The sequence below is a fragment of the Halomonas litopenaei genome (genome assembly GCF_017303055.1).
Classification (GTDB): domain Bacteria; phylum Pseudomonadota; class Gammaproteobacteria; order Pseudomonadales; family Halomonadaceae; genus Halomonas; species Halomonas litopenaei_A.
Genome location: NZ_JAEKJT010000001.1, coordinates 485,452 through 500,641 on the forward strand (window position 1 = coordinate 485,452; position 15,190 = coordinate 500,641).

Sequence of the window (15,190 nt, forward strand, 5' to 3'; positions counted from 1 at the left end):
TGCGCTCTGGTGGCTTTGTGCGGTCCGTTTGTCAGAGCTAGGCCTGCGTGTAGGCAGGCCTTTGATGGCGCTGCGACGAGCCGTCTAGCGCCCTGACGCCGCATCCGCACGGGCCGAGACGGCGGGACCGGTCACGCCGTCGAGGCCTAGCTCGAACAGGGTCTCGATGTCCTCGTCTTCATCGATACCTTCAGCAATCGCCTTGATCGCCAGCGAATGACACAGCGTTGCCATGCCCCTGAGGATGGTCTGCTGCTCTGGACGGTGGGAGACACCTCGACACAGGGTGGCATCGATCTTGATGTAGGACAGGCCAAGATCGCGCAGGTCACCGAGCTGGCGGAAGGCGGCACCGACGTGTTCCATGCCCAGGTGGCAGCCGAAGGGCGCCAGCGACTGGCACAGGTAGCGGAAGCTCTCCAGGTCGGCCCTGGCAATGGATTCTGGCACCTCGATCCACAGGAAGGGAGCCGAGTCTGGGCGTGCACTCAGTCGTTGCTGCAGGGCAATGACCACGTTGGGTTGGGTGATGGCGGCGTGGGACAGGTTGATGCCGAGCGGCTGACGGTGGTGATGAATGGTCTCAAGCGCAGTATCGATGACCCGGATATCCAGGCTGTCATGCAGACGCAGACGTGCGATCCAGGGCATGAAGGTGCCCGCCTGGCGCCACTCGCCCTTGATATTGAGGCGCGCCGGCGCTTCGTGGTGAAGCAGGCTGCCCTGGCGATCCAGTACCGGGTACTGGCCCAGCAGGACGCCGTGCTCCATGGCCTCGACCAGGGCGGAACGCCATTCGGCGCGGCTATGGTAGAGAGCGGCCTGTTCTGCGTGGCGGCAGGTTTCAATGGCCTGGCCGGGGCGTGTTTCGGCCATGGACAAGGCGCCGTCCAATGCCGACATCAGCGTGGTGCGGCTTTGACCATGATGATAGGTGCCGAGAGCAGCGGGCAGACGCAGCACCGGTGAATTCTGTTCGGCCAGAGCGGAGAGGTTGTCGCTCAGGCGCTCGCGTGCCCAGGCTTCATCGACGTTGCCGCACAGCAGTAGGGCAAAATCGCTGCCATTGAGGCGGCCCACATAACCTTCACCATGGGCATCGGCGATGGCCGTCAGGCGCTGGCACAGGTCGCTGAGCACGGCGTTGGTGTGCAGGTGGCCGCGGCGCTCGTTGAGCGCGGCCAGGTCGGTGGCACGAATCAGTGCAATGATGCCGTAGCTGGACTCGCCGTCCTGCTCCAGGCTGTAGCTGAGCCGGTCGATAAAGGCGTCGCGGGTCAGGGCGCCGGTGATGGCATCGTGCAGCAGTTGCCGCCGCAGTCGATCGATCTGTTCACTTTCACGCTCCAGCATCTCACGCACGCTTTCCGACAGCCGGTTCATCGCTTCCGACACCTCGCGCAGTTCCAGCGTGCGCGGTAGCGGAGCAATAGTGAAGCGGCGCTCGCCAATGTCGTGAGCCTGACGCGTGACGGTCTTGAGCGGTCGGCTGATGTGACGCACCAGCATATAGGCGATCAGTAGACTCAGTGCACCGGCGGCGACGAACCAGCCGGCCATGCGCAGCGTGCTTTGCCACAGCGATTGATAGGCGAAGGCGTGGGTGCTGTCCACCTCCAGGGTGCCGAGCAGGGTCCAGCCGTCCTGAACCGCGGCGGTGCCGCTGGGCACATCGAAGGAGATCAGCTGGCGGAACCAGCCGGGAACGCTATGGTCTTCCGCCACTTCCGAGACGCGCTGAATGATCGGCCGTCCTTCGCCGTCGACCAGCTGCAGCTTGCGGTAGTAACCGGTATCGAACTGCGCCGAGATCATCAGTTCAATGCCCACAAGATCCTGATTGGGAGCATTGCTCATGGCCTGTGCCAGCACATTGGCATTGTCGGTATTCTTGATCTCGAGCTCTTGTTCGATATAGGCACGACTGCCGGTCACCGCCACCAGCAGGCTGCCGCCCAGAGCGATCAGCAGGATGACGATGATGGCGAGCCAGAGTTGTTTGATCAACGACATGGCGGCGTCTCTAGATAAGCGTGAAGCGGAAGATAGGGCATGGGGTTATTGAATCCCTTGTCGGCGCATGCGATCAATCGCATTACGCCAGCGCGAAAGTCGGGCCAGGGGGTCGGCGCGCGACTGCGTGGAGCCTCCTGCCCACAGGCCACTACTATTGAAGCTGAATAGCGGGTCCAGGTCGGTTCGCAGGCTCGCGCGAGAAACGCTGGCGGCGATGTTGTCGAGGATAAGCGGCTCGGCGCTTGGTGTCTCGTAGTACCCCAGGACCATATGGGCCTGGGTAATCTGGCTACGTCCTAGCCTGGCACGTACGTAGATCATGCGCAGTTTGCTGACCGGGATGCCCAGCTCCTTGAGCGTGACGTACTTGGCAATGGAATAGTCTTCGCAGTCGCCGGCACCGCGTCCAAGAGACTCGAGCGGGGTGGCCCAGTAGTCACTCTGGCGCCAGATGGTGCGGTCCTCGAGCCAGCGAACCTTGCGATTGAAGAAGTCGTTGACCTCGCGCAGCTGAGTCGCGATATCGGCAGCCCTGAGTCGGTTGATCAGGCTTAGCCACTCCTCCAGCACCTGCACCCCTTGAGCGCCAAATTCTGCGCTCATGGCCGAGCGCATTCTGGCGTGGTCCAGAGCGGCACCTGCTGGCTCAGCTGTCGACAGCAGTCCACCGCCAAGCAGGCTCGCAGTGCCCAGTCCCAGCCAGCGCAGCACGCTGCGGCGGGATACAGAGGCGTCGGTCGACGCGGGTGAGGTCATGACAGGGTCCGGGTCGTGGTCAGGCCTTTCCTGGGCCTTGCCACAGCGTCAGCTGTCCCACCCAGGGGAGAGGGGCTAGGTCTCGGCATAATTCGTGAGCTAACTCATCAAGGTCGTCATGATGGATCTGAGAGTCAACGTACAACGAAATATCTACCCGGTCATCCAAATAGTGCAGGTTCAGCGCGAGACGTCGGCGCCAGGCGGGATGTTTTGCCCATCTTTGATCAAGGATTTGCTCGATCTCTGCCCGTAGCGGCAGGCCTGGTCGCAAACTGTGCGCAATCAGGCCTTCATCGTCCTCTGGATCAATATGGAAGGTCACGTCCTTCAATCGGTGCGAGGACTGGCGCAGCTCACGGCTGACGGCGTTACCGATCTCATGGGCCTCCGACACCGTGACCCTGGGAGCCACGACAATGTGCAGGTCGAGCACCACGTCGCTGCCCAGTCGGCGAGTGCGCAGGTCGTGAACGCTCGTGACCCCTGGCACAGATTCGGCCAGCCGACGCAGCTGCCGTTCATCTTCGGCCGGAAGTGCGGTATCGATCAATTCCCGGGAGGATTGCCACATCAGTCGTCCCCCCACCCAGCCGACCATCAGGCCGACCAGGATGGCGGCTGCGGCGTCCATCCAGCCCACACCGAACTGTCCGCCAATCAGACCGACCAGCACGACCAGGGTGGACAGGGCATCGGTGCGCGAGTGCCAGGCGTTGGCCTCGAGCAGTGCCGAGTCCAGCCGCCGTGCCGCGTGCAGCGAATAGTGGAAGATCGCTTCCTTGGCGATCAGCGATACCACCGCGATACCAATGGCCATGGCCCCTGGTGCGGTGGAGAGCTGGTCGTCGAGCAGGCGCTCGACGCTGGAGGCGGCGATCGCACCGGCGACGAAAATCAGCACACCGCCCAGCCATAGCGTCGCCAGTGTCTCGATGCGGCCGTGGCCATAGGGGTGATCACGGTCCGGCGCCTGCCGCCCGTAGTGGGTGGCTGCCAGCACGAACACATCGGTCACGATATCGGAGAAGGAGTGGATGCCGTCGGCGATCAGCGCAGCAGAGCCGACGATCATCCCGGTGATCAGCTTCATGACGCCGACCACCAGGTCCACGCCGGCGCCAATCAGGGTGACGCCCTGAGCCGTCCAGTAAAAACGACGGGGTGCCGGCGAGGAGGGGGTGCTCACGGCGCGATCTCTCGCCCCGCGCAGTTGATGACCGGATTGGCGTACTGTGCCAGCCACCAGGGTTTGAGGTCGTCGGGCACCTGCGCCAATCGCTGTGCAAAGCGCTCCCGGTCGGCGTCGGTGACCTCGGAGAAGTCGAGCAGGTCCGGGTGCGTGCCCAGGGCCTCGAGCGCCAGGTAATGACTGGGAAACAGGTGGTAGTCGCCCAGCACCTGGCGATCGATCTCAGCTGCCACGGCCTCGGGGGTGTCGAAGCTGCGGTCGATGGGCGTCCCGAAGCGCAGGTGAACGCGGCCTTTGTGACCAGTGATGCCCGCCACGATCGAGCTGATATCCTCGAATTCGCTCTTGTTGTAGCCGCCATCCTCGCTGACGGCTTTCAGTTCTCTGGCCTTCTGGATATCGCAAGGGTCGTATTCGTAGCTGATGGCCACCGGGACCAGGCGCAGCGCCTCGACGCCTTCGCCCAGGGGGGCATGACGATTGTCGGCGCGATGGGCCATGGTCATCATCTTGATAATGGCCGGATCGGTACGGTCGATACCGTCCTTGGCGCGGCCCTCGCGCTGGGCCATCCAGATCGAGTGGTTGTCGTCCTGAATCGAGTGGCGAATGTAGCTCGAGAGCTGAAGGTAGGCCTGCAGCATGGCGCGCTTGCCGCGGGCGCTGCGAGGCACGATGAAGCTCTTGTTCAGGCGCATCAGGTCGGTGACATAAGGCTTCTTGAGCAGGTTGTCACCGATGGCGATGCGCACCGTATTGCGGTTGGCCAGGTACAGGGCATAGTTGACGAAGGCCGGATCCAGCGAGATGTCGCGATGGTTACCGATGAACAGATAGGCCGTGTCGGCGTCCAGCGCGTCGAGGCCATCCACGCGGAAGTCGTCGGTGGAGGTGCGCAGCATGCGCTGCATGTAGCTGGCGATGCGCTGCTGGAATTGCGCGACGCTGGTCACATCGCGGGTCTCACGCTTGATCGCCCAGCTGGCCAGGGCGCGGGAGACGCGAGGCATCAGCCGCGAGAGGCGCGGCAGGCGATAACGCGTCAACGCGGTCAACAGCTCAGGGTCTTCTGACAGGCGTGCAAGCGTCGCCGCCACCTCGTCATCCTGATAAGGGCGTATGTCGTGCCAGGGATCCTGCCCGGCCTCAGCATTCGAAGTCATGTTGTCGTCGCAGTCAGGTCAGTAGCCGTAACGGAGTTGCTCTGGGCTTCACCGCCCAGCCAGTCGATCAGGCGATCCACGCTGTCACCCAGCGTTTGTGCCATCAGAATAAAGTCGGTTTCCATCCGCAGAACGGCATCGTCACCGTCATCGGCCTGGTTGGCTTCATCAATCAAGGCATCATCAAAGGCCAGCGACTTGACGGCCAGGTCGTCATGCAGCACGAAGCGCAGACGTCCCTCCATGGCCAGTGCCAGCTTGCTGGCCTGGCGCCCACCTTCCAGCAGCTGCTGGATGTCGTCACCGTCCAGATCCACCTGGCGTGCCTTGAGTACGCCATCGTCGCCCTTGGCCTTCAGCTCCACCTGATCACCCAACAGCATATCGGCGGGACGCGATGAGGCGTCATTGAGCCAGGTGGTCATGGCGCGAATCGGCAGGGTCTGGGCCGCTAGCGGCGTCACCTTGAGGCTTCCCAGGGTTTCGCGCAACAGGTCCAACAGCTCTTCTGCACGCTTGCGGCTGGAGCTGTTGACCGCAATCAGGTTGCGCCGGGTGTCCCACCAAAGGTCAGTCTTCTGGCTGCGGACGAAGGCGCGGGGCAGCAGCTCTTCGTAGACCTGCTCCTTGATCGCCTGTTTTTCCTGGCGGCGCAGCTTGCGGCTCTCCTGGGCTTCGATGACCTCGACCCGCTCCTCGACCTCTTCCTTCACGACCGAGGCCGGCAGAATGCGCTCCTGGCGCAGGGCGGTCATCAGCCGCTGGCCTTGCAATTCGTGCAGGTAGCGATCACTGCCACGACCGGCGGGGGCTGTCCAGCCGCTGCGGCGAGCCTCGCTGCTGCCGAGCGGACGAAAAGCCTGTTCAGCGAGGGCTGTTTCCAGCTGCTCGCTGTCCAGTGTGCTGGCGTCGTGCAGACGATAGAGGTGCAAGTGCTTGAACCACATGAAGCAATTCTCGGGTCGAAAAGGAGGCACATTATGGCGAATGGTGTTCTCGGGTGCCAGTGACCCGCTCAGGTCGGTCGCGATTGCGCCAACGCTGGCGGCCTAGGGTGAAAATGATGCAGCGGTGAGGCCTGTATCGAAGGCAAGCGTAGCAGCGAAGCGCCGCTTCGCCTCTGCCTCTTTGGGGGCGGTATTGCCAGCAGGCTCGACAGCGCTCAGTATCAAACAGTAGTTTGAATGTTGGGTGTCGGCGTCTTGTTATCGACGTTGAGGTATCGACACCCTCTTTGAGCGGAACATCGACAAGGAGAGCAGCATGCAGGACAAGATCGGCAAGGTGACGGTGGCCGTGCGTGGCTACCACCTGGACGGCTATGGCCACGTCAATCACGCCCGTTACCTGGAGTTCATGGAGGAGGGGCGCTGGGACTATTTCGACCGTCATCCGGCGTTGATGTCGCGCCTGGCGACCGGTGACATCGCCTTCGTTGCGGTGAATCTGAACGTCGACTACCGCGAAGCGGCGGTGACGGGGGATCGCCTCGAGGTGGCAACCCGCCTGTCGGTGCTGGGTGGGCGCAGTGCCAAGATGCACCATGAGATCCTGCGACAGCGGGATGGTGCCACGGTGGTCCGCGCTGAGCTGACCTTTGTTCTGCTCGATGTGGCCAGCAACAAGGCAATGACCATCGATGGAGAGCTGCGTGATGCCCTGGCGGCGCTGGTGGTGGTGGACTGACACTGCCTGCTGCGCCATTGGCGTCTGCGAGCCGCTGAAGAAATGATGACAAGTGCCTGGAAGCAATGACAGACGCTGCGCTATAGCCACCAAGGGTGGTATGCTACGTGGCTGTATTTGTGCGCCTTGTCACGGCTGCGTGACGCGCCTACCTGTTGCTGTGCAAAGGACTTGACGACCCATGGGTGACATCGCCAGAGAGATTCTGCCAGTCAATATCGAGGACGAGCTGAAGCAGTCGTACCTCGATTACGCGATGAGCGTGATCATCGGCCGAGCGCTGCCGGACGTGCGCGATGGCCTGAAGCCGGTTCATCGGCGTGTGCTGTTTGCGATGCACGAGCTGGGTAACGACTGGAACAAGCCGTACAAGAAGTCTGCCCGTGTGGTGGGTGACGTCATCGGTAAATACCACCCCCACGGCGACAGTGCGGTGTACGACACCATCGTGCGCATGGCGCAGGACTTTTCCATGCGCCATGTGCTCGTCGATGGCCAGGGCAACTTCGGTTCCATCGATGGCGACAATGCCGCCGCGATGCGTTACACCGAGGTTCGCATGGCCAAGCTGGCCCATGAGCTGCTGGCTGACCTCGAGAAGGATACCGTCGACTGGGTCGACAACTACGACGGCACCGAGCGTATTCCCGACGTGCTGCCGACCAAGGTGCCCAACCTGCTGGTCAATGGTTCGTCCGGTATCGCGGTGGGCATGGCGACCAACATCCCGCCCCACAACATGAACGAGATCATCAACGCCTGTCTGGCGCTGGTCGACGACTACACCCTGAGCGTCGATGATCTGATGGAGCATGTGCCGGGGCCCGATTTCCCTACCGGCGGCATCATCAATGGCCGCGCCGGTATTCTCGAGGCCTATCGTACCGGCCGCGGGCGCATCTATATCCGTGCCAAGCACACCATCGAGCATGACGACAAGAGTGGTCGTGACCACATCATCGTCACCGAACTGCCTTACCAGGTGAACAAGGCGCGTCTGATCGAAAAGATCGCCGAGCTGGTCAAGGACAAGAAGATCGACGGTATCGCCGAGCTGCGTGACGAGTCCGACAAGGACGGCTTGCGCGTGGTGATCGAGGTCAAGCGCGGCGAGAGCGGCGAGGTAGTGGTGAACAACCTGTTCGCCCAGACTCAGCTGCAGAACGTTTTCGGCATCAACATGGTGGCGCTGGAAGACGGCGAGCCGAAGACCATGAACCTCAAGGAGGTTCTGGAAGCCTTCATTCGTCATCGGCGTGAAGTGGTGACCCGCCGGACCCTGTTCGAGCTGAAGAAGGCCCGCGAGCGCGGCCACATCCTCGAGGGCCTGGCGGTTGCCATCTCCAACATCGATGAAGTGATCGAGCTGATCAAGGCTTCGCCCAACGCTGCCGAAGCCAAGGAAAAGCTGCTGTCGAAATCCTGGCAGCCCGGCCAGGTGACCGGCATGCTCGAGCGCGCCGGCGCCACGTCGTGCAAGCCCGAAGATCTGGAAGAAGGCTTTGGTCTCAACACGGTAGGTACCGAGTACCGCCTGTCGCCGGCTCAGGCCCAGGCGATTCTCGAGCTGCGTCTGCATCGTCTGACCGGTCTCGAGACGGAAAAGCTGCTGGACGAGTACCTGTCGATCCTCGAGAAGATTGCGGAGCTGATGGCCATTCTGGCTTCCGCGGATCGTCTGCTGGAGGTGATTCGCGAAGAACTGATCGCCGTGCGTGACCAGTTCGGCGATGAGCGTCGCACCGACATCCAGGCCAGCCACCTTGATCTGTCGATCGAGGACCTGATTGCCGAGGAAGACATGGTGGTGACCGTGTCTCGTTCGGGCTACGCCAAGACCCAGCCGTTGTCCGACTACCAGGCCCAGCGTCGCGGCGGACGCGGCAAGTCGGCCACGGCCATGAAGGACGAGGACGTCATCGAGCACCTGCTGGTGGCGTCGACCCATGACACGGTGCTGCTGTTCTCTAACCGCGGCAAGGTGTACTGGCTCAAGGTCTACGAAATGCCGGCCGCCAGCCGAGGCTCCCGTGGCAAGCCGTTGGTCAACCTGCTGCCGCTGGACGAGGGCGAGGCGATCAACGCCATCATGCCGGTGAAGGATTACGATCCGAACTGCTACATCTTCTTCGCCACGGCTCGCGGTACGGTCAAGCGCACCAGCCTGGAGCAGTTCTCGCGCCCGCGCAGCGTCGGTTTGATTGCCATCGACCTCGAGGAGGGCGATCGTCTGGTCGGCGCCGCCATTACCTCGGGCAGCGACCATGCCATGCTGCTGTCGTCCAACGGCAAGGCGATCCGCTTCGAGGAGTCCCAGGTGCGTGCCATGGGACGTACCGCACGTGGGGTGCGCGGCATGCGCCTGCTCGATGATGCGGAAGTGATCAGCCTGATCATTCCCCAGAGCCTGGAAATCGATGCGGACGCCGAGGGCGGAGAGCACGGTGAGGCCAGCGACGTCGAGAGCGTGGGTGATGATGGTCAGATCTATATCCTGACCGCCAGTGAAAACGGTTACGGCAAGCGCACCCGTCTCGAGGAGTTCCCCCTGCGCGGTCGCGGTGGTCAGGGCGTTATCGCCATGCAGACCAGCGCACGTAACGGCGCCATGGTAGCCGCCATGCAGGTGCTGTCCTCCGACGAGATGATGCTGATCACCGACCGCGGCACGCTGGTGCGTACTCGGGTCGAGGAAGTCTCGATCAGCTCACGTAACACGCAAGGGGTGACGCTGATTCGTCTCGGCGATGCCGAATCCCTGGTCAAGACCGTGCGTATTCAAGAGCTCGAGGGCGAGGACGCCGAAGACCTCGATGACGAGTCTGCGTCCCCCGAGAGCGCGGCAGAGGAGAGTACTGCAGAAGAGAGCACTGCAGAAGAGGGCGCTGCAGAGGGACGCACTTCAGAGGAAGGTTCTGGAGAGAACGGCCCCTCTGACGACAGCGCTGCCGATAACAATAACGACTGATCCCGGGATGGCGCGGCGCCCATAGCGGGTGCCGCCCCCCGCCCTGTGACAGGTCGGCGCCTGCGGGCGCCTCCCCATGACGATCGATCGCCAGGACACCATGACACGCCACTATAATTTCTGTGCGGGCCCAGCCGCCCTGCCTACCGCGGTACTTGAGCGCGCCCAGCGCGAGATGCTGGACTATCAGGGGCGCGGCCTCTCGGTGATGGAAATGAGTCACCGTTCCAGCGAGTACGTTGCCATCGCTGAGCAGGCCGAGGCGGACCTGCGCGAGCTGCTGGCCGTCCCCGACAACTACCGCGTGCTGTTTACTCAGGGCGGAGCGACCCAGCAGTTTGCCGCGGTACCTTACAACCTGCTGGGCCACGGCGGCCAGGCCAACTTCCTCGAGACCGGTATCTGGGGCAAGAAGGCCATCAAGGAGGCGCAACACCTGTTCGGTCGCGCCCACATCGCCGCCTCCAGCGCGTCAAATGGGCATGTGGAGGCGCCTCGCGATAGTGATATCGCGCTGTCTGATGATGCCGCTTACCTGCATGTGACGCCCAACGAGACCATCGGTGGCCTGGCGCTGGACTATCTGCCCAGCGCCCGTCGCGCAGATGGAGTCGAGGTGCCGCTGGTGGCCGACCTGTCGTCCACGATCCTGTCGGGGCCTTTGGATGTGTCGCGCTACGGCGTCATCTACGCAGGTGCCCAGAAGAACATTGGGCCCGCTGGCCTGGTGCTGGTGATCGTGCGTGATGATCTGCTGGACCGGGCGGTGGACAGCATGCCAAGCCTGTTCAGCTATCGTGCCCTGGCTGAGGCCGGTTCGATGATCAACACCCCGGCCACCTACAGCTGGTATCTGGCGGGGCTGGTGTTTGACTGGCTCAAGCGGGACATCGGTGGGGTAGACGCTATGGCTCAGATCAATGCGCGCAAGGCCGGCAAGCTTTACGCCGCCATCGATGCCAGTGACTTCTATTCCAATCCCATCGCCAAGCGCAACCGGTCTCAGATGAATGTGCCCTTCGTGCTGGCGGACAGCGCCCTGGAGGGCGATTTCCTGCGCGAAGCGGACGCGGCGGGCCTGCTCAACCTGAAAGGGCACCGCAGTGTGGGTGGCATGCGTGCGAGTCTGTACAACGCCGTGCCGGAAGCCGCAGTGGATGCGCTGGTGGCCTTCATGAGCGATTTCGAGACGCGGCGCGGCTAGGCAGCAGGGCAGCGATACGACATGTGTCGCGGCCCGCGCTAGGTTGGATCAGCCGTCCTATGCCACATGCCCGTACCTGCGGCAGGGCGTGACAAGGAGACACATGATGAGTGATTCGAAAGAATCGGGACTCGCGTCGCTGCGTCAGCGCATCGACCATATCGATACTGAGATTCTGCGCCTGATCAGCGAGCGTGCCGAGTGCGCGCGCCAGGTAGCCGAGACCAAGGCCGCCAGTGACCCACAGGCGGTGTTTTATCGTCCTGAGCGTGAAGCCCAGGTTCTGCGCCGGGTCATGGAGCTGAACCAGGGGCCGCTGGACAGCGAGGAAATGGCCAGACTGTTTCGCGAGATCATGTCCGCGTGCCTGGCACTGGAGCAGCCGATCAAGGTGGCCTACCTGGGTCCCGAGGGGACCTTTACCCAGCAGGCGGCGCTCAAGCACTTTGGCGACAGCGCCGTGAGTCTGCCGATGGCGGCGATTGATGAAGTCTTCCGCGAGGTGGAAGCGGGCGCGGTCAACTATGGCGTGGTGCCGGTGGAAAACTCTACCGAAGGGGTGATCAACCACACGCTGGACTCGTTCATCGACTCTGGTCTGCGTATCAGTGGTGAGGTGGTGCTGCGCATCCATCATCATCTGCTGGTCGCGGACACCACGCTGAAGGACAAGGTCTCTCGGATCTACTCCCATCCGCAGTCCTTCGCCCAGTGTCGCAAGTGGCTCGATGCCCACTATCCTCACGCCGAGCGCGTGCCGGTGTCATCGAATGCCGAGGCCGCTCGCCTGGTCAAGAGCGAGTGGCATAGTGCGGCCATTGCGGGAGACATGGCCGCCAAGCTTTACGGCCTGACGCACGTCGCCGAGAAAATCGAGGATCGCCCGGATAACTCCACGCGCTTCTTGATCATCGGCAATCAGGATGTGCCGATGTCCGGTGTCGACAAGACATCGCTGGTGGTGGCGACCCGCAACCAGCCCGGGGCATTGCACGACCTGCTGGAACCTTTCCATCGCCACCAGATCGATCTGACTCGTCTGGAGACGCGCCCCTCCCGCACTGGCGCCTGGAACTATGTGTTCTTCATCGATTTCAGCGGACATGTGGAAGAGCCGAGGGTGTCGGCGCTACTGGAGGAAGTGCGCCTGCGCGTGTCCGAGGTGAAGGTGCTGGGGTCCTACCCCCAGGGGGTTCTGTAGGCATGGGGAGTAGTGGTTCACCTTTGCCATCTTCATCGCGTATCGTCATCGTAGGTCTTGGATTGATTGGCGGCTCCCTGGCCGCCGCCCTGCGCCAGGCAGGCGTCGGTCAGGCTGACGGCAGTACCCTGTTGGCGTGTGATTGCGACGAGCGGGAGGTCGCGCTTGGCGTCAAGATGGGCCTGATTGATGCGGGAGGCCCATCTCTCGAGTCGGTGATCGACGGGGCGACCCTGGTGATCCTGGCGGTGCCGGTGATGGCCATGGGCAAGGTCATGGCGGAGCTGCAGGCGCTGCGGCATCGGGCCGCGGACGACCTGGTGATCACCGACGTAGGCAGCACCAAGGGCGCCATCGCCGAGGCCGCGGTGGCGGCATTTGGCGAGTTGCCGCCGCGCTTCGTCCTGGGACACCCGATTGCGGGTTCGGAGAAGAGCGGCGTGGCGGCGGCCAACCCGGATCTGTACCAGGCCCACAAGGTGATCCTGACGCCCATGGCCGATACCGACCACGAGGCGCTGATGCGGGTTCGCAGCCTGTGGCAGCTGACGGGGGCCGAGGTGCTGGAGATGGACATCGCGCGTCACGACCAGGTGCTTGCTCGCACCAGCCATCTGCCCCATCTGCTGGCGTTCTCCCTGGTCGACACGCTGGCACGCCAGGACGAGCGCCTCGAGATCTTTCGCTATGCCGCCGGTGGCTTTCGCGATTTTACCCGGATCGCCGGCAGCGACCCTGTGATGTGGCGTGATGTCTTTCAGGCTAATCGCGGCGCCGTGCTTGAGGCGCTGGATGACTTCGAGGCCGGACTCGCACAGTTACGTGAGGCGGTGGAGCGCGGTGATGGGGATCATCTGCTGGGGACCTTTGATAGGGCCAGCCACGCGCGCCACTATTTTGATACCTTGCTCAACCAGACCAGTTATCAGGCGGAATATCAGATGCAAGAAACAGCCATGCTGCGCTATCGGGTAGCCCCCGGTGGTAGCGTTACCGGTCGCATTCGCGTGCCTGGTGACAAGTCGGTGTCACATCGTTCCATCATGCTGGGTGCCCTGTCTGAAGGGGTGACCGAGGTGTCCGGTTTCCTCGAGGGCGAGGACAGCCTTGCCACCTTGCAGGCGTTCCGCGAGATGGGCGTGGCCATCGAAGGGCCTCATCATGGGCGAGTCACCATTCATGGCGTCGGCATGCACGGCCTGAAGAAGCCGGCGGGCCCTCTCTATGTGGGCAATGCCGGCACCGCCATGCGCCTGTTTGCGGGTCTCTTGGCCGGCCAGGCATTTGATACCGAGTTGACCGGCGATACCTCGCTGACACGTCGTCCGATGGGGCGTGTGGCAGACCCTCTGCGTCAGATGGGGGCCGTCATCGACACCGCCGAGGGCGGTCGTCCGCCGCTCAAGATCAAGGGTGGTCAGGCGCTCAAGGGAATCCATTACGACATGCCCATGGCCAGCGCCCAGGTCAAGTCGTGCCTGCTCTTGGCGGGCATGTTTGCCGAAGGCGAAACCCGTGTGCGTGAGCCGGCGCCGACCCGGGATCATACCGAGCGCATGCTCAACGGCTTTGGCTACGACGTGCAGCGAGACGGCGACACCTGCTGGCTGCAGGGGGGCGGTCACCTGACTGCGGGTCCCATCGACGTGCCGTCCGATATCTCTTCGGCGACCTTCTTTCTGGTAGCGGCAGCCATCACGCCTGGCTCTGACCTGGTGCTGGAACATGTCGGTATCAACCCGACCCGGATTGGCGTGATCAACATCCTGCTGGCCATGGGGGCGGACCTGCGCCTCGACAATCAGCGTGAGGTGGGCGGTGAGCCGGTCGCTGATCTGCATATCCGCTATCGGCCTCTCACCGGCATCGATATTCCGGTGGACCAGGTGCCGCTGGCCATCGACGAGTTTCCTGCGCTGTTCATCGCGGCCGCCAATGCCCAGGGCGTCACGCGCCTGCGTGGGGCTGAGGAGCTGCGCGTCAAGGAGTCTGACCGCCTGCAGTCCATGGCCGATGGCATGAGCGCGCTGGGTATCGAGAATACCCTCTACGATGATGGCATCGACATCGTCGGCAAGGGCGGCGACGGCGCCAATTACGCTGGCGGCACGGTGGAGAGTCATGAAGATCACCGCATCGCCATGGCGTTCACCATCGCGGCGCTGCGGGCCAGTGCGCCGATCGAGGTCAACGATTGCGCCAACGTGGCGACGTCATTCCCCGGCTTCGTGGAGCTTGCCCGCGGTGTCGGTCTTCAGCTCGATGAGCTGCGTGAAGAGGCGCGTGAGGAGGGGGCATGAGCCAGATCGAACACGCTGACGTCCCGGTATTGACCATTGATGGTCCTGGTGGGGCGGGCAAGGGTACGATCAGCCGCCTGATCGCCGAGCGGCTGGGCTGGCATCTGCTGGACAGCGGCTGTCTGTATCGCCTGACGGCCCTGTCAGCCCTTCAGCGGGGTATTGCGCTGGATGACGAGGGTCAGCTGGAGCGGCTGGCGCGTCAGCTCGATGTGGTGTTTCGGGCGACGGATGGTGAGGTCATCGTCGAGCTGGAAGGCGTGGATGTGACCCGGGAAATTCGCACCGAGCAGGTCGGTAACAGTGCCTCTCTGGTGGCCGCTCTGCCCGCGGTGCGCCAGGCGCTGCTCAAGCGTCAGCGGGACTTCCGCAAGGCCCCTGGGCTGGTGGCCGACGGTCGCGACATGGGCACCGTGGTGTTCACCGCTGCGCCACTGAAGATTTTCCTCACCGCAAGCGCAGAGGAGAGGGCGCGACGGCGCCATCTCCAGTTGCGGGAGGCAGGCGTCGATGCTAGTCTATCGAGTCTTTTGAAGGAGATTCAGGCGCGAGACGACCGCGATACGAATCGCAGTGTCGCCCCGCTGGTGCCGGCCGATGATGCCATCGAGCTGGACACGACAAGCCTGAGCATACCGGAAGTGGTGGATCGGCTGACCCAGCTCTTGTCCCGAAAGGGTCTGTGCTGAGACTTCTGAACTCCC

Annotated in this window: 11 protein-coding genes; 6 read left to right on the plus strand and 5 right to left on the minus strand. The window is 63.0% G+C overall.

All coding sequences use genetic code 11. The annotated features are described in order from the left end of the window. Positions 1 to 84: 84 nt before the first annotated feature. From JF545_RS02100 to JF545_RS02120, 5 genes are read right to left on the minus strand one after another with little or no spacing between them, the layout of a single operon-like run. On the minus strand, positions 85 to 2,013 hold the full coding sequence (locus JF545_RS02100) for a bifunctional diguanylate cyclase/phosphodiesterase (protein ID WP_206938112.1): 1,929 nt from the start codon (positions 2,011 to 2,013) through the stop codon (positions 85 to 87). Between the two features lie 45 nt (positions 2,014 to 2,058). Beyond that, positions 2,059 to 2,772, minus strand: a complete 714-nt coding sequence (locus JF545_RS02105; protein ID WP_206938116.1) for a transglutaminase-like cysteine peptidase — start codon at positions 2,770 to 2,772, stop codon at positions 2,059 to 2,061. 19 nt (positions 2,773 to 2,791) lie between these two features. Beyond that, complete coding sequence (locus tag JF545_RS02110; protein ID WP_347401299.1) at positions 2,792 to 3,961, minus strand: cation diffusion facilitator family transporter; 1,170 nt, start codon at positions 3,959 to 3,961, stop codon at positions 2,792 to 2,794. Next, positions 3,958 to 5,127 carry a 1-acyl-sn-glycerol-3-phosphate acyltransferase gene (locus tag JF545_RS02115; RefSeq protein ID WP_206938124.1) on the minus strand — a complete coding sequence of 390 codons (1,170 nt, stop codon included), beginning with the start codon at positions 5,125 to 5,127 and terminating at the stop codon, positions 3,958 to 3,960. The genes JF545_RS02110 and JF545_RS02115 overlap by 4 nt, the downstream gene beginning before the upstream one ends. Beyond that, a complete protein-coding gene (locus JF545_RS02120; protein ID WP_206938126.1) occupies positions 5,124 to 6,074 on the minus strand; it encodes a recombination-associated protein RdgC in 951 nt (316 codons plus the stop codon). The genes JF545_RS02115 and JF545_RS02120 overlap by 4 nt, the downstream gene beginning before the upstream one ends. 316 nt (positions 6,075 to 6,390) lie before the next feature. On the opposite strand from JF545_RS02120, the gene JF545_RS02125 reads away from it, so the two are divergent. The 6 genes from JF545_RS02125 (at position 6,391) to cmk (ending at position 15,175) form a co-directional block, all read left to right on the plus strand. Further along, complete coding sequence (locus JF545_RS02125) at positions 6,391 to 6,813, plus strand: acyl-CoA thioesterase (protein ID WP_206938128.1); 423 nt, start codon at positions 6,391 to 6,393, stop codon at positions 6,811 to 6,813. 181 nt (positions 6,814 to 6,994) lie between these two features. Further along, positions 6,995 to 9,781 carry a DNA gyrase subunit A gene (gene gyrA / locus JF545_RS02130; RefSeq protein ID WP_206938130.1) on the plus strand — a complete coding sequence of 929 codons (2,787 nt, stop codon included), beginning with the start codon at positions 6,995 to 6,997 and terminating at the stop codon, positions 9,779 to 9,781. 100 nt (positions 9,782 to 9,881) lie between these two features. Then, positions 9,882 to 10,985 carry a 3-phosphoserine/phosphohydroxythreonine transaminase gene (serC, locus tag JF545_RS02135; protein WP_206939192.1) on the plus strand — a complete coding sequence of 368 codons (1,104 nt, stop codon included), beginning with the start codon at positions 9,882 to 9,884 and terminating at the stop codon, positions 10,983 to 10,985. Positions 10,986 to 11,091: 106 nt separating this feature from the next. After that, positions 11,092 to 12,186: a prephenate dehydratase gene (gene pheA, locus JF545_RS02140; protein WP_206938132.1), complete on the plus strand. Its 1,095-nt coding sequence runs from the start codon at positions 11,092 to 11,094 to the stop codon at positions 12,184 to 12,186. A 2-nt stretch (positions 12,187 to 12,188) separates the two neighbouring features. Beyond that, on the plus strand, positions 12,189 to 14,486 hold the full coding sequence (locus tag JF545_RS02145; RefSeq protein ID WP_206938134.1) for a bifunctional prephenate dehydrogenase/3-phosphoshikimate 1-carboxyvinyltransferase: 2,298 nt from the start codon (positions 12,189 to 12,191) through the stop codon (positions 14,484 to 14,486). Beyond that, positions 14,483 to 15,175 carry a (d)CMP kinase gene (gene cmk, locus JF545_RS02150; RefSeq protein ID WP_206938136.1) on the plus strand — a complete coding sequence of 231 codons (693 nt, stop codon included), beginning with the start codon at positions 14,483 to 14,485 and terminating at the stop codon, positions 15,173 to 15,175. Before JF545_RS02145 ends, cmk begins: the two co-directional genes overlap by 4 nt. Positions 15,176 to 15,190 lie beyond the last annotated feature (15 nt).